Origin of the sequence: Natrinema hispanicum, assembly GCF_900111485.1 — an archaeon.
Lineage (GTDB): Archaea > Halobacteriota > Halobacteria > Halobacteriales > Natrialbaceae > Natrinema > Natrinema hispanicum_A.
Map to the genome: position 1 here is coordinate 55,015 of NZ_FOIC01000003.1, position 16,369 is coordinate 71,383.

Below are 16,369 nucleotides of genomic sequence, written 5' to 3' on the forward strand. Positions count from 1 at the left end.
TGAACTCGAGACGCTGCGGGAGGACGAGGATGTCTGAGCAGCCGAACCCGGCCCGCATCGTCGCGGACGCCGACGTGCTCGCAGCGGATCTGCTCGTCGGCGGCGACGCCCGCGAGGCGCTGGATCACGTCCGCCGTCATTCGTGGGTCGAACTGGTCGCGAGCGATCCGCTGCTCGACCAGACCGAACGCCTCGTCACGCAGCTGGCCGACGCCGACCTCGCAGCCGATCACCGCGAACGGCTCGAGGCCGAACGCGTTGCGGTCGACCAGCCCGACGGCGACCATCCCGGGCTGGCGTCGGCCTATCAGGGGAACGCGGCACATCTCCTCTCGTACGACGAGCGGCTTCGATCGGCGAAAGCAGGACTGACTCTCCAGCCCCGTATTTCTGTCAGCGTCCGACCACCGGACGCGTTCGCACGACTATTCGACCCCGAGAGCCTCTACGACGTCGTCGAAGGTGGCGTGTATCCGGGCCCCGATCGGGATCCGCGAGCGTAGTCGCAGTTCCGGGCGAGAAACGGCAGTCGCATCCCTTGAGAAACCGGCGAGACCCTTATGCGACAGGACCCCTAATCCGGAGGGGGTCATGAACGATCTTCGCACCGGGTTGAGTTACGGTGACGTGCTTCTCGTCCCGAAGCGCTCGCCAGTCGAGAGTCGCCGCGACGTGGATCTCTCGACGTCGTTTACGTCAAGTATCGAACTCGAGACGCCGCTGATTTCTGCTGCGATGGACACCGTCACGGAAGCCGAGCTGGCGATTGCCCTCTCGCGTGCCGGCGGCCTCGGCGTCCTCCATCGCTTTCTCACGCCGGACGAACAGGCCAGTCAGGTCGAGCAGGTGGTCAACGCTGGCGAACGCGTCGCCGCAGCCGTCGGTATCAACGAGGACTACGTCGCACGGAGCGACGCTCTCGTCACGGCCGGCGTCGACGCGCTCGTGGTCGACGTTGCACACGGCCACCTCGAGGGCGCACTCGAGGCCGTCGAACGGCTTCGGTCGGCATTTCCGGAGACCGATCTCGTCGCTGGCAACGTCGCGACGCCGGAGGGTGTCGAAGACCTTGCAGCGGTGGGAGCCGACTGCGTGAAAGTCGGCATCGGGCCGGGCTCGCACTGTACCACCCGAAAGGTTGCCGGTGCGGGCGTCCCACAACTGACTGCCGTCGACGACTGTGCAGACGCGGCCGAGGAGCTCGGCGTGACGATCTGTGCCGACGGCGGGATCCGTACCTCCGGCGATGCGGTGAAGGCCCTGATGGCGGGAGCCGACACCGTGATGGTCGGCAGTCTCCTCGCCGGCACCGAGGAATCGCCCGGCGCAGTCGTCGAGGTCGACGGCACACGATACAAGCGCTCGCGGGGGATGGCAACGACAATTGCTGCCGAAAAGCGCGACGACAAAGACGTCGACGTGCGCGCCGACGAAGGTGTCGAAGCACTGACGCCGTACAAGGGACCGCTCGAGGACGTCATCACGGAGTTTCGTGCCGGCATTCAGTCGGGGCTTTCCTACTGTGGTGGGGCAACGATCCCTGCGGCCCGGGAGAACGCGGAGTTCATCCGTGTTGCCCCGAGCGCGAAAGCACGCGAGGGCTATCACGCAGATCACGACTGGGAGGGCGTCAGCGTCGACAGCATGGGTCGGGCCGTCGACAGCGAGACGACCGAGTCAGAGGGGGCAGCCGTTGCTGACGCATCGGCGGAAGACGACTGAGACTGGCAAAGCGAAAAGCGGTGAGACACCGACACAGTGCCGTCGCCTTCCCATCACGGGGCGGAATCCTCAAGCGATTTGCCGTTGGCGTCCGACGGATCACGTATGACAACGACAGTTCTGGTTGCGTTCGACGAATCACCACAAGCGACCGCCGCACTACATCACGCGCTCTCGAATGCCGATGACGCAGAGATCCACGTTCTCCACGTCAACGATCCACGGGAGTGGGCCGGCTCTGCCGGCGTCGATGGGGTCTTCTACGCGGACGACGCCTTCGAGCGATCGAAGGACGCTGCCGAAGCCGTCCTCGAGAAGGCAGCGGAGATCGCCAGCGAGTATGACACCGAGATCACGACGGTGACCGAAGTCGGGATCGTCTCCGATACGGTCGTCTCCTACGCGGAGGATCACGACGTCGATCAGATCGTCCTCGGGAGCCACGGACGACGTGGTCTCTCGCGGTTCCTGCTTGGTAGCGTCGCCGAACGGGTCGTTCGCCGTGCCCCCGGGACGGTGACGGTCGTTCGCGACGAGCGTCCGACGGACGACTCGTAAGCGGACGTTTCAAGAGCGCGTCACGATCAACATTGGCACGTCGACCGACCGGAGCACGGCCGAAGAGACGCTCCCGAGCAGTTGTCGCCGGAGGTTCGACCGGCCATGCGATCCCATAACGACGAGATCGATGTCGTGGGCCCCGATGTACTCACGGATTTCGGCCGCAACGCCATCGAGCGACGTTTTGGTGACGGCAGTCTCGACCTCGACGTCGCCCGCCGCGTCGATTTCGGCCGCGAGTTCGTCGACGATCGTCTCGCCTTCGTCTTCGAGGCGGTCGACAAGCGATTTCTCGAGGCCGCCCGCGCTAAACGCACCGCCGGCAGCCTGCAAGTCGATGACGCTCAGGACGTTCGCGGTCGCCCCGCACTGCCGTGCGACGGCACGGGCGTGGGGGGCAGCACGGGTAGCGTTTTCGCTCCCGTCGGTCGGCACGAGCAATCGGTCGTAGTCAAACGAGTCGCCGGTCGATCGGTCGCCGGTCGGCACGACGAGGACGGGCACGTCGCTCCGATGGAGAACCCCCTCAGTGACGCCGCCGAGAAGCCGTTTTCCCAGGCCCGTGATCCCCTGTCGCCCGATAACGATCAGTCCCGTCTCGTAATCGGCCGCGAGTCTGGCGATCCGTGCCGCGGGCGAGCCGTCGGTTACCGTCGTCGTCACAGGCTGATCGAGGTCCGCGGCAAGGGACTCGATTTCAGCGACGATTTCTTCCCCGCGCTCTCGGAGCTGTGCCTGCTCGTCGCTCGTCCGGGTGCTCGAGCGCCGGTCGATGACGTGGAGGATGTCGACAGCCGCGTCGAACCGCCGGGCGAGATCGAGGCCGCGGCGTGCGGCCCGTGTGGCCTCGTCGCTGCCGTCGACGGGGATCAGAATGCGGTCGTACATTGGTTCGTCCTTCGACGGACGGCTCCTTCAGTATACTGTCAGTTACCAGTCAGTGACCACAGCACTCCGCGTCAGCGGTCCTGCCCGACCGCTTCCGTACGGAGTTCGTCCTCGCTTTGCCACGTCCGGTTTCGCATCGCGACGAACACCGCGAGCAGATAGAACGCGACGACCGCCGCGGTGACCGCCAGCCCAGGAATGCTGCCGACGGCGGCGCTTTCGGGCCACGGCCGGGTGGAAAAGGCCGCGATTCGGATGACCCACGCACTCAGCGTGATCGAAAACAACACCAGATAGATCCGGCGCAATCGATGCGCGATCGCTTCCTCGAAGGAGATCTTGATCACTGGCTGTCGGTAATCCCGGCTCAACTGCTCGCGCCAGTTGGGATCCTCGAGCCCGACCGAGGGGTCGAGGCCGTACGCGAAGACGTTCTTCTGGAGCGTCCGGACGCGCCCGCGCCAGATGTCGTAGCCGCGGAAGCGACGCGCCTCGATCACCAGGAACGCGGTCAGCGCCGCCGTCCCCAGCAGCAGGATGTAGTGAGGGTTGTTCCGGCTCGAGAACGTCCACGTCAGGATGGCGCTCATGATGACGATCGCCCAGTAGGTCGTCTGATCGAGTCGCTCACGCCAGAACTTCATCCGGTGGATTTCGCCCCGGTAGAGGTGGGCCAGACTCGAGCTTGGCCCCATCTCCTCCTCTAGTAATCCGCGTCCGATCTCGCGGTGTTCGGCGTCGGTCGGATCGACGTCTTTTGTTGACTCACGGTCCATCGTGGGAGACCGTACTCAATCGACAGCGAAAGAAGGCGTGGATTTCGTCATGCCGTGGGACTGCTACCCCGCGGTATGAATCGGCGACGCCGGCGCTCTCGGAATCAGGTCACTGCGTGTGAACAGGGGTTTATGGCCGTGATCGTGGTCGGATGGGAACGAGGATGAACTTCGACGAGTTTACCGGCCAGATCCAGCACCGACTCGAACTCCCAGGCACTGGCGAGACCGTGCGGGCGATCCGGGCGACGCTCATGACGCTCGGACAGCGCATTCCGGCGGGTGCAGCCGAGGATCTCGCCGCGTCGCTCCCGATGGAGATCCGCTGGTATATGACCGGTGCCGTCGCCGATCACGGCCAGCGATTCGACTGGAGCGAGTTCGTCTCGCGAGTCAGCGAGATCGAGGAGACCGATCCGTCGACCGCGGCCTATCACGCCCGCGTGATCGTTGATCTCGTCGAGACCCTGGTGGCACCCTCTGATTTCGAGCAGCTCCGAAATCAGCTCCCCGAGGACCAGCACGACGAGAACTGGGGGAAGCTATTCGAAGTGATCGACGCCGGTGGCTGGGGTGAGGCCGAGGAAGCACAGACCGGCGGCGGGCCGCAACCAGAACCGGAGGAAACCGGCGCGGACGAGCCGGACGCCTGAACCGAACGCGCTCAGCCGGTCGGCCTTGTCGCTGCACAGCCCGCCATCAGTCGGGACGGGACCAGTTGCCGGATTCCTCGATCCGAACCTCGATTTCGTTGGTCCGCATAAACGGCGGCGTCCACGGATCGTTGTACTGGAGCACCACTGGCTGGCCACGCGTCTCGATCTCCCGTCGTTCGAGCGTCTCGAGCAACCGGTTCCGCTGGCGGTCGCTGCGGTCGGCCGTCGCATACCACGAGAACCGCCGGACAGCGACCGTTCGTTCCGGTTCGACGACGAGTCGAACGTCGGCGTCGGTTGGGATCGGTGCAGTCTCGGACGTGTACGTCTCCGGGAGATAGAACGCCATCGTTACGCCGCCGCCGTCGGCGTCGGTTCGGACGGGCGTAGTCATCGAAATCGATTCGCGCTGGGTCGCCACCGGTGTGGTCATCGCAACGTCTTCATCTCGTGCGTTCGCACCCGAAATGTAGCGAAAGAGCCGCCGGAACGCCGTTCGGTTGTTCGGCGCTGTCGTTTCGACAAGCACCGATCGCGGATACCGCCGAATCTCGACGCCGTCGAATCGAGCCAGCGTCTCCGAGGAGATGCGTTCGGTCGTCCGGCTGACGTAGACGCCCCAGCCGACCCACGCGGCGAGCAGACCGCCAAGCGCGAGCACGAGCCGCCGTATCGATCGCATACAGTGGCGACCACCACGCGTACACCGATAGTGCTAGTGACTGTTCTCAAGACGTGCTCGGAACCGGCCGGCCTCGAGAAGTGGGCACTGGCCCACAACGTTACTATCGTCCCCGCCATTGCTGTCGGTATGACGTTCGTCGTCCCGTTCGATGGATCGGAACTGGCCGAAACGGCGCTTGCACGGGCCGTCGAGTACGGCCGTGCCCTCGAGGAGCCGGTCGCAGCCATCAGCGTCGTCCCAGAACGGAAAGGCTACGCACGCGAGAAGGGCTGGATCGGTCCCGACGAGGCGTTCGATGTCGACGCAGTCGTCGAGACCCTTCGCGAGCAGGTCGCGTCGATCGCGCCCGACGCCACGTTCGAGTACGAACGGATTCGCGAGTTTCCACCCGAACAGCGACTGGCTGGCCGAATCGAGCGTCTGGCACAGCAGTACGATCCAACAGTCATGTTCCTCGGCAGCGACAACGTCGGCCGCGTCGTGACGCCGCTGGCGAGCGTCGGCGTCCACGTCGCCGCCGACAACACCTACGACGTCCACATCGTCCGCCAGACATCGCCGCCACGGCTCGCGGCCCTCGAGCCACATCCCGATTTCTATCCTGACTCGGAATCAGAATCGGAGTAACGTCGCTCATACGGTCTGCTGTACCGATGTACCGGTGCAACCGCAGGACGGGTCTCGGTTGCACCGGAAATGACTTACAGCAGACCGTATCAGGGCTCGAGCAATGACGATGGCTGTTCGAATGCTGCTGTGACGCGTATGTCACATCAGGCAGTCAACACTGGTCGGTCGGCCGATCGGACGACGCGTTCGGCGACGCTCCCGATCTTGCCGCCACGAGAGTGACTCTGGCCCTGGTAGCCGATTACGATGAGGTCCGCGTCGACGGTATCGGCCCGCGTGAGGATTTCCTCCCAGGGACGGCCATGGCAGAGACACGTCGAGACCTCTGCCCCGTAGTTGTCGGCGCGCTCGGCGAGTTCATTGAGCAGCGCCTGGCCGCGTTCCTCGAGGTCGTTGAGCACGATTTCGGCGCTGCTGAGTGCGGGTTCGCCGTATCGGTAGGTCTCGACGCAGTAGAGGGCGTCGACGTGCGAATCGTATTGTTCGGCCAGCGCCAGTGCGTGTTCGACGGCGCGGTTTGCCGGGTCGCTGCCGTCGGTTGGAACGAGGATCGTATCGTACATCGTCGCAGTACGGTCCACGCGAAACCGGGAGAAATAGCTCACACGCAGTCGCGTGATACATCTTTGTAGCTGAGTGTCAGGCCGTAATGACCGGCCGATCCCCGTACCGAACGACGCGTTCGGCGTTGCTCCCGATCGTCCCCCCGATGCCGCCGAGTCCGCGGTTGCCGAGGACGATCAGGTCGGCGTCGATCTCGTCTGCGTACGCCATGATCTCCGACGAGGGGCGGCCGTCGATGATCTCGATCGTGGCCTGCACATGATCCGCGTCGGCCCGCTCTTCGAGTTCCGCGAGGACCTCACGGCCCCGTTCCTCGAGTTCCTCGAGGACGTCTTCGGTCCCGAGCGCTTGCTTGCCATAGCGCTGGGTATCCACGACGTAGAGTCCGTAGAGGTCGGCACCGAACGTGTCAGCGAGGCTCACTGCATGTTCGGTCGCCCGGTTCGCCGCGTCGCTGCCGTCGGTCGGAACAAGGATCGTATCGTACATGCCGGCGCGTCTCGTCTCACCACCGACTGACGCTTATAGGTTTCAGGCCAGCGGTTGGGTCGATCACGCCTCACGGTCGGCATACCACTCTGCGAACGCCGCGAGCGCGCGCCCGCGGTGAGAGATTGCGTTCTTCTCCTCGGTACTCATCTCGGCCATCGTCTGCCCGTTGTACTCGAAGATTGGATCGTAGCCGAACCCGCCCTCGCCGCGGGGGGCGACGAGCGTGCCGGCGACCGAGCCCGAAAACGTCTCCGTCCCGTCGGCGTCCGCGTAGGCGAGGACAGTTCGGAAGCGTGCACGGCGGTTCTCCTCGGTCTTCGCCAGTCGCCACAGCCGCTCGACGCCGACGGTGTCCTCGACGTACGCCGAGTACGGCCCCGGAAAGCCCCCCAGCGCGTCGACGAACAGCCCGGCGTCGTCGACCAGTACTGGCTCGTCACTTCCCAACTCCTCGAACGCCTCGCGGGCCCCGTGAGCCGCGATTTCGGCGAGCGAGTCGCTTTGGACCTCGGTGTAGTCGTACTCGATCTGTTCGACGGGTTCGATCCCCTCGAGATACTCGCGTGCCTCGCGGACTTTCCCCTCGTTGCCGGTGACAAATTGAATGGCCATATGCGAGCGACGGTGCGTCGGCGGCAAAGCGTCATCGGTTGCGCGGCGGCTCCGCATACGGGCCGCTGTGTGGCGAGTCGCAAACGCGGTCGCGAGAAAGAACAGTCTCGCGCTCAGTCGTCGGTCTCGTCGACGATGACTTCGACTGGCTCGTCCGCTCGCTCCTCACTGTCGTCGCTCGAGCCCTGCTCCTGTTGCCACAGGAGGCCGCCGGCGATGAGGACGACGATCCACGACCGCCAGTTAGCGAGATTCAGCGTGTAGCCGACGCCAAAGGGTTTCTCGACGAGCATGCCTTCGCCGGGCTGCCAGTACGCCGAGAGCATGCGGCCGATGCTCGGTCGTTCGAAATTGTACGGAATCCCAAGAATCTCACCGGAAGTCGGCTTGTCTGCCATGGACGGTGATACGTCGTCCCCCGATAAAGATATTGTGTGCTGCGACGAGCGCTGCGAGTCGCCAACAGCAGTCCACCGATATGGGTCCGCTTATGTGTCTGACTGATAGCGGCCACGTCCCTCTACGTCGTGTAGGCGCTCGAGCACCCGTTCGTCACCAACGTCGCGATACCCATCACGGGCCGCCTCACGAAGTGGCTCGGGGTCGTCGGCAGTGCCGACGAGGCTCTGATCGAAGACGTGTAGGTCCATCGCGTAGTCCTCGACGTGGTCGGTGTGGTAGCCGAGGCCGAAATCGATGAGATACGCCTTCTCGCCGTCAACACGAACATTTCGCGTCGTCGGGTCGCCGTGGACGAACCCGGCCTGGTGGAGTCGTGCGAGGTGGCGGCCGACGTCACGGACGCGGTCGGACGACAGCGCCGCTTGTAAGTCGCGCTCGCCAACGTACTCGAGTTCGAGTCGCGCCTCGGTCTGATCGACGTCCGACAGGACCGGCGTCGGAACCCCCTCACGGCGGGCCAGACTGGTCAGGCGGGCCTCGAGCGTCGTTCGCTCTTTACGGAGGCGCTCGTCGAGAGCGGGATGGCGGTAGGTCTTGGCCCGACGACGCTTCGTGACGCGGCCGCCAGTGGGCTCGAGATCGACCAGCGCCTCGGCCCCACGGACCTGACTGTCGTCGGCCGCATCCACGCCACGACCGGCCGCGAGCTCGGGCTCGGCGGCTCGCTCGCGGTTCCTCGCGTCACCGCTCGCGTTGTCGAGGTCCTCGCTTCGCTCGGACCTCCCACGCCACGTCACCGGCACCTGATCGGGCCGGAAATTGGGGTCGACATGTGACTCCTCGAGTGCGAGCGTATCGCCCGCGGCGTACATCTTCGCACCGAGTACGGCGATCATCCCGGCGTTGTCACCCAGGAATCGGGGTTCGGGCGCGTGGAACTCGGCCCCGCGCTGGGCACACATCTCGGCGAGCATCTCGCGCAGGCGGGCGTTGTGCCCAACGCCACCACCGAGGACGAGTTCGTCGCTGCCGGTCAGCGACAGGGCGCGTTCCGAGACTTCGGTCAACATGCTGAAAATATTCTCCTGGAGCGAGTAACAGACGTCCTCGACCGGGACGCCCTCGTCGTAGCGCTGCTTGGCAGCGCTCATGATCCCCGAAAACGAGAAGTCCATCCCCTTGACGACGTAGGGCAGGTCGACGTACTCGCCGTCTTTGGCCGCTTGCTCGACCTTCGGTCCGCCGGGATGTGACCAGCCGACGTGGCGGGTGAACTTGTCGATCGAGTTGCCGACGCCCGTGTCCATCGTCTCCCCGAGGACGCGATAGCGGCCGTTGCGGTAGGCCAGCAGGTGGGCGTTTGCCCCACTCGCGTTGAGACAGACCGGTGAGTCGAATCCCGAAGTGTGGCGACCGATCTCGAGGTGGGCGACCATGTGATTGACGCCGACCAGTGGTACCTCGAGGACCTGACTCAGCGCCCGGGCGGCGGTCCCAACGACGCGCAGACAGGGTCCGAGCCCGGGGCCACGGGAAAAGGCGACGGCATCAACGGGCGGTTCCGACACCGGGCCGTCGTGGGTCTCGCGGGCGTGCTCGAGGATCCGCCCGACAACGTCCGGGATGGCGTCGTGCATGTGTTCGGACGCCTCGCGGGGGTGAATGCCGCCGCTTTCGGGCTGGTAGGCGTCGGTTTCGATGACTACGTCGTCAGTCTCGGCGTCGAAAAGCGCTGCGCTGGCAGCCCAGGCAGTGCCTTCGATCCCGAGGATACGGATGGAATTACTCACGGGTGAAAACGGGTAAGAAGCGACGTGCCAGCGCTGTCCGCGGCACGTCGGCCATCACTCAGAGGTTATTCCCACTCGGTGTAGCCGCACTTCCCGCAGTGTTTGCGGTCGCCGTGGTCGGCGAGGAAGACGTCGCCACAGCGCGGGCAGAGTTCGCCGCTGGTGGTGCCGTCGTCGTTGTAGAGGTCGTAGCGCGCCATCTTAGGCCTCCTCCGCTTCGGCGTCAGCGTCTTCCTCAGCGCCGATCTTGTTGCGCTCGAGCATGTGGTCTTGCTCGACGTCGCGGGCGTCGTCGGCCGTGTCGTAGACCTTCGCCTGACCGACCGTCTTGCGCATCCCGAACTTGGTGTCGAGCTTGCGGATGACGACCTCGTCGGCGTCCTTGTTCAGCTTCGCGGCGAGGCTGTCCCGAACCTGCAGGCGCTCGGGGGTGGCGTCCTCGTGGGACAGTTCGAAAGTCACGTCCGTTCGATGCAACATGGGGTTCTCCTCCTCGGAGATGATGTCGACGTCCATGATATCACTCAGTTACTCTACTATCCCCGTGTAGCGCCTAAAAGGATTTCGAACCACCCACCCGTGTTTCGGCGCTCGATTGCGACGTGTTCTGTTCGTTTCTCCCGTCTCGAACGAAAACGCACTCGGTGGACGGTTTCGCCGCCATGTAATCTCCGAGTGATATATAAATTCATAAATGTATTTCAATTAGAACTCAACTAGGTCGAATCGAATGCCCTCCAGACGACAGACACTCGCCGGTATCGGACTCGCCGCGGCTGGCCTCGTCGGTGGCTACGCCACGACGGCTGCACAGTCCGCGTCGGCGACGCTCGGCTGGCCGATGGCCCGGTACGACGCCGCTGGCACCGGCTACAACCCCGACGCGTCGGGGCCGAAAGACGATCCGCGAGTCGCGTGGGCCGGAGACCTCGAGCGGACCGGCGGGCTCGAACCCGATCCACCGGTGGTCGTCGACGGGACGGTCTACGCCGGCACCGAGAACCTGTTCGCACTCGATGCCGCCACGGGTGACGTCCTGTTTTCCTACGGCAACTACGGCGTCTCCCACTCGAGTCCCGCATGTGCCGCGACATCGATTTATCGAACGAAGACGCTGGCGATCAGTTCACCCGGAGGGACCGTCGGGTTGAACGCCGGCGGCGGGATGGCGCTGTTCGGCGTTCATGTTGGCAAACAACGGTGGCGAGGGCCAGGTACCGAGCCGGAACCGTCCGTTTTCGGCCCCTCGAAGGCACCGCCACCAGTCACGGTCGACGAGACAGTGTATGCTGTGGCACCCACCACAAGCGATATCGTCGCGCTTGAGGCGGACAACGGCCGCAAGCGATGGCGGCGACGATTTCCCGGGGGCGACATCAGTGGCACCGCCTTCCGGCCCGCAGTAAGCGGTGACACCGTGTACGCGACCGGCTGGCCCAGTGACGTGGCGGCGTTCGACGCTGAAACCGGCTCCAAGCAGTGGGCTGAGTCACTCGACGATGCCGATGTCAACCGGCCGCCAACGGCCACTGAAAACGGCGTCGTCGTCCCGACTCGACGTGGCGTAACACTGTACGAGGACAGCGGTGACGCTCGCTGGACGCGAAATCTAGACGGGAACGCGACCGAAGGGGCTGTCGCCGTTGCCGAGGGGCGCGTGTTCGTCAGCGACGGCGACGAGTCGCTGTATGCGCTCGACCTCGAGACGGGTGCCGACGTGTGGTCAGTCGCGTTTAGTCACGAAGCGACACCGGTCGTCGCCGACGGCGTCGTCTATATGACGAGCGGTGCCGAACTCATCGCGTTCGATGCAGCGACCGGCGAACGACGCTTTACTCGTGAATCGGGGTGGTACTTCTCCCCGCCAGCGGTTGGTGACGGCGTGCTCTACGTCGTCGACGGCGATCAGGTGCTTGCGCTGGAGGACGAACCATGACTGAGGAACCGTTCGATCCAACACCGGGTGGAAGCGATCGCGCCGGCGTCGGCCATCCGGTCTCGCCGTTCTCGCTGACGCTCGATCGACTCCGGCGCGACCCCGTTCTTTTCGTGCCGTTCGTCGTCGCCGGCGTGTGCCTCTGGCTCCTCGACTGGATTCGACGCCACGACCCGCTCCCAACGATTCCGGCAGAGCAAACCGACGCGACGGTGACCGTCGCGTACACTGGCTACCCGACCGGTGTGACGGAGACAGCACGAGCGCTGTCGTCCCTGATCGATCTGAAACTTCCCTATCTCGTCTGGGGAATCACACTCGAGGTCGTCGCCGTCTTCGTTATTGCGGCCGCTGGCACCGTGACGATCGCTCGCGGGCTGTCGGCCGACAGCGGCGGGACGCCGCTGCGGCGACTGCTCGCGTACGTCGGCCTCGTCGCGTCGTTCGACGTGGCGTTTCGCATCCTTACCGCGCTCGTCGGAGATGCTGTCGGGCTGATCGCCGGACTCATCTTGCTCGTTCCCCTCTTCGCCGTCTTCGTTCGCGTCTTCGCTGCGCCAGCGTTCATCGTCAGCGGATCGGGACCGGTCACTGCACTCCAGCAGAGCGGACGCGCAACTCGCGGTCGTGGCTGGTCGATTCTTGCGCTCGTCGTCGCATTTGGCCTCGCAGCGTGGCTTCTCGGACTCGTTCCATGGGTCGGCACGATTCTGAGTACCGCCCTCGTCGGCTCCGTTCACGCCGTCACGGTGGCCGTCGTTCGGGAGACAGCCACCGACGGTCACGGCGGTCGCTGACGGCTCAGGGAAGCGCGACCAGCCCGCGCGGCGTCTCCTCCTTGAGTCCCTCAGACCAGTCGATGTCGACCTGCGTCCACGAGTCACCGAAATCCCGCGTCAGAAACAGCCCGCGGTTGTTGACCGCGACGACTACACCCGGCTCGCCGCTCGTCGCAAGCACCGTTCGGACGACGCCCTCGCCGGTCCGCAGGCCACGTCCCTCGAGGCGCTCCCACGACTCCGTCTCACCCGCACGCCGATAGACGAACGAGTTCGCCCTGCGCGGGGTGTGTGCCGTCCTCGCGCCGCGTGCACTCGAGATCATGACACAGTCCGGGTCACCGGGATCGGGGGCGATCGACCAGCAATATCGATGTGCGAGTCCGTCCTGTGGATGTCGCCACGAGTCTCCGAAGTCGTCGCTCTCGGCGTAGCCGTCGCCAGCCGCGGCGTAGAGCCGTCCCTCGCGGTCGGGATGGGTCACGAGGCTGTGATTGTCCCGGCGCGAGCCGGGCGGCCGCTCGTGCCACGTCTCGCCGCCGTCGGACGTGGTGACGAACGCACCGGCCTCGATCCCGACGGCGAGCCGGTCGCGGTTGAACGGATCGACCGCGAGTGTGCGGACGTGATGGGTGTGTGGCCGCGGCGGAAACGACCATTCGTCGGCCGAGGAAAGGGCGGCAAGCCCCTCGAGATGCGTCCAGGAGTCACCGCCGTCGCGTGAGCGATAGAGCCTGCTAGGTTCGGTGCCGGCGTAGACGACTGCCGGATCGTGCGGGCTGACGGTTACGGCCATCACGCGGTCGCCCTCGCTGGCGGTCGATGCTGCATCGGTTTGCGCGACCGCCTGTCCGCCAGCCGCATCCTCGGCCACGAACTGCGTCTCGAAGCGGTCGAACGAGTCCCCGCCATCGACGGAACGGACCAGTCCAGTGCGAGTGCCGACGAACACCTGCTCGGGCGTGCTCGGATGTGCGCCGACACACTCGAGCGCGCGTCCCTCGAGTCGCGACGCCGTCGTCCAGCCGTCCGGCTCGAGCCCGTCGCTCGTACAGACGAGCAATCGATCTCGAACAGCCACGAGCACTGTTCCCATATCTGTCTGCACGGGAGCGGGACGTATGAGTCGTGCCCCGGCTTGGTCGTCACGAGCGAGACGAGCAGGAATTGCTGTTACGTCTCGTCGCGCTCCCCGCGAACGGTCAGTACCGGAACCGGCGACATCCGAACGAGCTGTTCAGTGACGCTACCGAGCAGATATCGGTCGAATCCCGTACGGCCGTGCGTGCCGACGACGACGAGGTCGATGTCGTGGTCGTCGATGTACGTCCGGATCGTCTGGGGGATCGACGAGCCGAACTCGACCGCTTCGGCGGCCGGCTCGACGCCAGTCTCGGTCGCGAACGCCGACGCATCGTCGAGGATCTGGGTCGCGCTCTCCTCGAGCATCGACAGCTGGATCTCGTTTCGAACGTCGACGCCAAGCGTCGCGGTCGTGACGACCGAGAGGAGATGCAACGCAGCCCCCTCGGTGGTCGCGATGTCGGCTCCGATGGCGAGTGCATCCTGTGCGCCTTCGCTGCCGTCCGTTGGGACGAGTACGTTCCGGTAGGGGTACTCGATCGTATCGGTATCCGGTCGAATCGTCAAGACCGGCGTCTCGGCTTGCCTGATGACGCGTTCGCTCGTACTGCCGAGTAGGAATCGGCGAAGCCCCTGCCGTCCGTGGGTTGGCATGACGACGAGATCGACATCGTGTGACGCTGCGTAGTCGACGATCGTACTGTATGGGACGCCCTGCCGGACCTCGGTGACCGTCTCGATCCCCCGCTGCTTGGCTCGATCGTCGGCATCGTCGACGATCGTCTCGCCCTCCTGGACGAGCGTATCGACGACCTCGCCTTGTCGGCGGAGCACGCTGTCTTGTGTCGTATCTGCCACATTGAGGATGTGAACCGTCGAGTCGTGGCTGTCGGCGATCTCGAGGACGTGATCGAACGCGGCTGCCGATCCCTCGCTACCGTCAGTTGGAAAGAGGATTTGGGTATACATCTGTCTCTGTCAGCCTGCATCACTCACGAATATCGAGCGTACCCTCGTCTGCAGTGTGGGCCTCACGCCACCAGACGAGTTCGAATTCGATACTCTGCTTTGCCTCCGTGTCGCCCTCGGACCAGTCCGACTCGCCTTCCAATTTGAACGTGATCGGCTCCGACGGCGTCATCGCGACGGTGGTCTCACCGAGTTCGAGAGTTACGTCGCCGTCACCGTCGAGTTGATCGGCCACCTCGCGGAGAGACGCTGCAACCTCCGACCGAGATTTCTGTGCTTCAGTCTCGAGTTCACCCATGTGCGTCGGCACATCAAGGACTGGGATAAACACGCAGGGGAGCTCTCAGCAGGGTAGAATTCCATTCTCTTGGTACATTTCACGTCCCGAACCGACCTCGTACTCGAAGCCGGTGACGACTCGAGGCGCACTGAGACCGGCTGCTGTCCCGCTGTCCCGGCCCGACCGCAGTGCGGGGCGCGGCCAGCCGGCACTGACTGACAGGAGTCCGTCTAACTCACGTCACACGAGTCGAATCACGACACGCCTTGCGCCCCACCGTGACCAGCGGTGCGGGATACCAAGCGTCGGTCGTCTTGGCCGCCACTGGTACTTTCCGTCTGCGGCCCCTTGTGACTAACTCACAATGAGCCGATTTCGATGACCCCCTCTGACGAACGCAAAGAGAAAGCGCCCGGCGTCTGCAGCACCTGTGGCGAGTTGCTGACGGTCTGGATTACTCCAGACGGAACGATCCACCCCATCAGCCCGCACAATACCTGTTCGTGTGATGATCCATCACTTCGAATCGTCGAGGCAGACGACGTCTTCGAGGAGGACGTTCGCTGAGAGCGGTCACTCGAGGACGGAAGGCCGTGCTCGTCTGCGCTCTGTCACCGTGACGTGCAAACGGGCGTCCCAGCGAAAGTTTGTATTCCACTGTTTGACACTCCCCCTCCGAGGCCAGTCACCGACGTCCTCGAGCTGGACCTGCAGACACAGCACTAAAGCACGAGGCACATCCTGTCGGACAGCACGACGTGAAGATCAGTCACTCTGCTGGGGCCGTCACCAGTGGAGACGGCCGCGAATTCCGACCGCCTTCGGCTTGACTGCTGGCCGACAGTATCAGGAGTGACGCACCGTCTCCGCACCACATTCCTCACAGATGGCAACGAGAGCGTCGCGGTCAGCGGTCGGTTCGATACGGACCAACTGCCGCTCGCCACAGTCAGGACACAGCCGGCGAATGTCTGTCTCGCCGGTCTCGGCAGGTGCACCGAGTGCGAGCGCCACGACCCGTTCGTCAGTCTCGTTGCGGCCGAGTTGCCATTCGCCGGGCGCAAAGCGGATCGCTTCCTCCGCGCTGACGGTCACATCACCCTCCTCCGTCTCGAACGTCGCCGTCCCCTCGAGGACGTAGAAGAGTTCTTCCTGGTCAGCGTGGCGATGATAGCCGAATCCGAAGCTCTCGCCGGGCTCGAGGATGTAGTGATTTACTGCGAGGTGTTCGGCTCCGAGTGCGTTCGAAAGTGAGCGCTTGCTCTGTGCTGGACTCATCCACCGGTCGACCTCGTTGAGACTAACCCGCTCCATAGGACGCAGTCACACGATGAGGGTAAAGAGACTAGTGGCCAGAAATCAATGATGGGAGACACCTTTCCCTCGAAGATTGGATTCGCAGACAGCAAATCTATATAGAACACACATGATGTCACTTACACTGGATCTGAAATCAACATCTGTCTGACTGCTGTCGCTATTTTTTAAAGCCGCCTGTCCGACCCTGTTCTCCTTCTCAGACACAGCACGTGCGGTAAGTCGAT

At 64.3% G+C, this 16,369-nt stretch carries 22 protein-coding genes; 8 read left to right on the plus strand and 14 right to left on the minus strand.

What is annotated here, in order from left to right:
• Positions 1–29: 29 nt before the first annotated feature.
• From BSG09_RS03690 to BSG09_RS03700, 3 genes are all read left to right on the plus strand, one after another.
• The gene (locus BSG09_RS03690) at positions 30–503 is read left to right on the plus strand and encodes a DUF7384 family protein (protein WP_092930302.1); all 474 of its coding nucleotides are present in this window, start codon (positions 30–32) and stop codon (positions 501–503) included.
• 88 nt (positions 504–591) lie between these two features.
• Positions 592–1,722 (plus strand): guanosine monophosphate reductase, encoded by a 1,131-nt coding sequence (locus BSG09_RS03695; protein WP_092930305.1) that lies wholly within the window; start codon positions 592–594, stop codon positions 1,720–1,722.
• A 105-nt stretch (positions 1,723–1,827) separates the two neighbouring features.
• Entirely contained in the window at positions 1,828–2,280 is a 453-nt protein-coding gene (locus BSG09_RS03700; RefSeq protein ID WP_092930308.1) for a universal stress protein, read from the plus strand.
• 9 nt (positions 2,281–2,289) lie between these two features.
• Here the strand turns inward: BSG09_RS03700 and BSG09_RS03705 are convergent, their stop codons facing one another.
• Both BSG09_RS03705 and BSG09_RS03710 read right to left on the minus strand, forming a co-directional pair.
• Positions 2,290–3,171, minus strand: a complete 882-nt coding sequence (locus BSG09_RS03705; protein WP_092930311.1) for a universal stress protein — start codon at positions 3,169–3,171, stop codon at positions 2,290–2,292.
• 71 nt (positions 3,172–3,242) lie between these two features.
• Positions 3,243–3,947, minus strand: a complete 705-nt coding sequence (locus tag BSG09_RS03710) for a DUF2270 domain-containing protein (protein WP_092930313.1) — start codon at positions 3,945–3,947, stop codon at positions 3,243–3,245.
• Between the two features lie 164 nt (positions 3,948–4,111).
• Here BSG09_RS03710 and BSG09_RS03715 point away from each other — a divergent pair, with 164 nt between their 5' ends.
• Complete coding sequence (locus tag BSG09_RS03715) at positions 4,112–4,600, plus strand: DUF2267 domain-containing protein (RefSeq protein ID WP_092930315.1); 489 nt, start codon at positions 4,112–4,114, stop codon at positions 4,598–4,600.
• A 46-nt stretch (positions 4,601–4,646) separates the two neighbouring features.
• Here BSG09_RS03715 and BSG09_RS03720 read toward each other — a convergent pair whose 3' ends face one another.
• On the minus strand, positions 4,647–5,285 hold the full coding sequence (locus BSG09_RS03720; RefSeq protein ID WP_092930317.1) for an SOUL family heme-binding protein: 639 nt from the start codon (positions 5,283–5,285) through the stop codon (positions 4,647–4,649).
• 129 nt (positions 5,286–5,414) lie between these two features.
• Here BSG09_RS03720 and BSG09_RS03725 point away from each other — a divergent pair, with 129 nt between their 5' ends.
• A complete protein-coding gene (locus BSG09_RS03725; RefSeq protein WP_092930740.1) occupies positions 5,415–5,915 on the plus strand; it encodes a universal stress protein in 501 nt (166 codons plus the stop codon).
• Between the two features lie 146 nt (positions 5,916–6,061).
• Here BSG09_RS03725 and BSG09_RS03730 read toward each other — a convergent pair whose 3' ends face one another.
• The 7 genes from BSG09_RS03730 to BSG09_RS03760 form a co-directional block, all read right to left on the minus strand.
• A complete protein-coding gene (locus tag BSG09_RS03730; protein ID WP_092930319.1) occupies positions 6,062–6,481 on the minus strand; it encodes a universal stress protein in 420 nt (139 codons plus the stop codon).
• Between the two features lie 76 nt (positions 6,482–6,557).
• Positions 6,558–6,971: a universal stress protein gene (locus BSG09_RS03735; protein ID WP_092930321.1), complete on the minus strand. Its 414-nt coding sequence runs from the start codon at positions 6,969–6,971 to the stop codon at positions 6,558–6,560.
• A gap of 63 nt (positions 6,972–7,034) precedes the next feature.
• Positions 7,035–7,586 (minus strand): XTP/dITP diphosphatase, encoded by a 552-nt coding sequence (locus tag BSG09_RS03740; protein WP_092930323.1) that lies wholly within the window; start codon positions 7,584–7,586, stop codon positions 7,035–7,037.
• Between the two features lie 113 nt (positions 7,587–7,699).
• On the minus strand, positions 7,700–7,984 hold the full coding sequence (locus BSG09_RS03745; protein WP_092930325.1) for a DUF5808 domain-containing protein: 285 nt from the start codon (positions 7,982–7,984) through the stop codon (positions 7,700–7,702).
• A 90-nt stretch (positions 7,985–8,074) separates the two neighbouring features.
• On the minus strand, positions 8,075–9,778 hold the full coding sequence (locus BSG09_RS03750; protein WP_092930327.1) for a bifunctional N(6)-L-threonylcarbamoyladenine synthase/serine/threonine protein kinase: 1,704 nt from the start codon (positions 9,776–9,778) through the stop codon (positions 8,075–8,077).
• A 65-nt stretch (positions 9,779–9,843) separates the two neighbouring features.
• Positions 9,844–9,978 (minus strand): 30S ribosomal protein S27ae, encoded by a 135-nt coding sequence (locus tag BSG09_RS03755; RefSeq protein ID WP_008010935.1) that lies wholly within the window; start codon positions 9,976–9,978, stop codon positions 9,844–9,846.
• A 1-nt stretch (position 9,979) separates the two neighbouring features.
• Entirely contained in the window at positions 9,980–10,294 is a 315-nt protein-coding gene (locus BSG09_RS03760; RefSeq protein WP_092930329.1) for a 30S ribosomal protein S24e, read from the minus strand.
• Positions 10,295–10,508: 214 nt separating this feature from the next.
• Between BSG09_RS03760 and BSG09_RS03765 the strand changes: the two genes are divergently transcribed.
• Together BSG09_RS03765 and BSG09_RS03770 are read left to right on the plus strand one after the other, a co-directional pair.
• Positions 10,509–11,714 (plus strand): outer membrane protein assembly factor BamB family protein, encoded by a 1,206-nt coding sequence (locus BSG09_RS03765; protein ID WP_092930331.1) that lies wholly within the window; start codon positions 10,509–10,511, stop codon positions 11,712–11,714.
• Positions 11,711–12,511, plus strand: coding sequence for a hypothetical protein (locus BSG09_RS03770; protein ID WP_092930333.1), 801 nt, complete (start codon positions 11,711–11,713; stop codon positions 12,509–12,511). Before BSG09_RS03765 ends, BSG09_RS03770 begins: the two co-directional genes overlap by 4 nt.
• A gap of 4 nt (positions 12,512–12,515) precedes the next feature.
• On the opposite strand, the gene BSG09_RS03775 is transcribed toward BSG09_RS03770, so the two are convergent.
• The 3 genes from BSG09_RS03775 to BSG09_RS03785 form a co-directional block, all read right to left on the minus strand.
• On the minus strand, positions 12,516–13,589 hold the full coding sequence (locus tag BSG09_RS03775) for a WD40/YVTN/BNR-like repeat-containing protein (protein ID WP_092930335.1): 1,074 nt from the start codon (positions 13,587–13,589) through the stop codon (positions 12,516–12,518).
• A gap of 77 nt (positions 13,590–13,666) precedes the next feature.
• Complete coding sequence (locus tag BSG09_RS03780) at positions 13,667–14,545, minus strand: universal stress protein (RefSeq protein WP_092930337.1); 879 nt, start codon at positions 14,543–14,545, stop codon at positions 13,667–13,669.
• Between the two features lie 19 nt (positions 14,546–14,564).
• Complete coding sequence (locus tag BSG09_RS03785; RefSeq protein ID WP_092930339.1) at positions 14,565–14,843, minus strand: amphi-Trp domain-containing protein; 279 nt, start codon at positions 14,841–14,843, stop codon at positions 14,565–14,567.
• 360 nt (positions 14,844–15,203) lie between these two features.
• Between BSG09_RS03785 and BSG09_RS03790 the strand changes: the two genes are divergently transcribed.
• On the plus strand, positions 15,204–15,392 hold the full coding sequence (locus BSG09_RS03790) for a hypothetical protein (protein ID WP_092930341.1): 189 nt from the start codon (positions 15,204–15,206) through the stop codon (positions 15,390–15,392).
• Between the two features lie 279 nt (positions 15,393–15,671).
• Here the strand turns inward: BSG09_RS03790 and BSG09_RS03795 are convergent, their stop codons facing one another.
• Entirely contained in the window at positions 15,672–16,139 is a 468-nt protein-coding gene (locus BSG09_RS03795; protein WP_092930343.1) for a cupin domain-containing protein, read from the minus strand.
• Positions 16,140–16,369 lie beyond the last annotated feature (230 nt).

Bases quoted from the DNA above. Each gene is read 5' to 3' on its own strand.
- BSG09_RS03690 (WP_092930302.1), top strand. From the start codon at position 30: ATGTCTGAGCAGCCGAACCCGGCCCGCATCGTCGCGGACGCCGACGTG.
- BSG09_RS03695 (WP_092930305.1), top strand. From the start codon at position 592: ATGAACGATCTTCGCACCGGGTTGAGTTACGGTGACGTGCTTCTCGTC.
- BSG09_RS03700 (WP_092930308.1), top strand. From the start codon at position 1,828: ATGACAACGACAGTTCTGGTTGCGTTCGACGAATCACCACAAGCGACC.
- BSG09_RS03705 (WP_092930311.1), bottom strand. From the start codon at position 3,171: ATGTACGACCGCATTCTGATCCCCGTCGACGGCAGCGACGAGGCCACA.
- BSG09_RS03710 (WP_092930313.1), bottom strand. From the start codon at position 3,947: ATGGACCGTGAGTCAACAAAAGACGTCGATCCGACCGACGCCGAACAC.
- BSG09_RS03715 (WP_092930315.1), top strand. From the start codon at position 4,112: ATGAACTTCGACGAGTTTACCGGCCAGATCCAGCACCGACTCGAACTC.
- BSG09_RS03720 (WP_092930317.1), bottom strand. From the start codon at position 5,285: ATGCGATCGATACGGCGGCTCGTGCTCGCGCTTGGCGGTCTGCTCGCC.
- BSG09_RS03725 (WP_092930740.1), top strand. From the start codon at position 5,415: ATGACGTTCGTCGTCCCGTTCGATGGATCGGAACTGGCCGAAACGGCG.
- BSG09_RS03730 (WP_092930319.1), bottom strand. From the start codon at position 6,481: ATGTACGATACGATCCTCGTTCCAACCGACGGCAGCGACCCGGCAAAC.
- BSG09_RS03735 (WP_092930321.1), bottom strand. From the start codon at position 6,971: ATGTACGATACGATCCTTGTTCCGACCGACGGCAGCGACGCGGCGAAC.
- BSG09_RS03740 (WP_092930323.1), bottom strand. From the start codon at position 7,586: ATGGCCATTCAATTTGTCACCGGCAACGAGGGGAAAGTCCGCGAGGCA.
- BSG09_RS03745 (WP_092930325.1), bottom strand. From the start codon at position 7,984: ATGGCAGACAAGCCGACTTCCGGTGAGATTCTTGGGATTCCGTACAAT.
- BSG09_RS03755 (WP_008010935.1), bottom strand. From the start codon at position 9,978: ATGGCGCGCTACGACCTCTACAACGACGACGGCACCACCAGCGGCGAA.
- BSG09_RS03760 (WP_092930329.1), bottom strand. From the start codon at position 10,294: ATGGACGTCGACATCATCTCCGAGGAGGAGAACCCCATGTTGCATCGA.
- BSG09_RS03765 (WP_092930331.1), top strand. From the start codon at position 10,509: ATGCCCTCCAGACGACAGACACTCGCCGGTATCGGACTCGCCGCGGCT.
- BSG09_RS03770 (WP_092930333.1), top strand. From the start codon at position 11,711: ATGACTGAGGAACCGTTCGATCCAACACCGGGTGGAAGCGATCGCGCC.
- BSG09_RS03775 (WP_092930335.1), bottom strand. From the start codon at position 13,589: ATGGGAACAGTGCTCGTGGCTGTTCGAGATCGATTGCTCGTCTGTACG.
- BSG09_RS03780 (WP_092930337.1), bottom strand. From the start codon at position 14,545: ATGTATACCCAAATCCTCTTTCCAACTGACGGTAGCGAGGGATCGGCA.
- BSG09_RS03785 (WP_092930339.1), bottom strand. From the start codon at position 14,843: ATGGGTGAACTCGAGACTGAAGCACAGAAATCTCGGTCGGAGGTTGCA.
- BSG09_RS03790 (WP_092930341.1), top strand. From the start codon at position 15,204: ATGACCCCCTCTGACGAACGCAAAGAGAAAGCGCCCGGCGTCTGCAGC.
- BSG09_RS03795 (WP_092930343.1), bottom strand. From the start codon at position 16,139: ATGGAGCGGGTTAGTCTCAACGAGGTCGACCGGTGGATGAGTCCAGCA.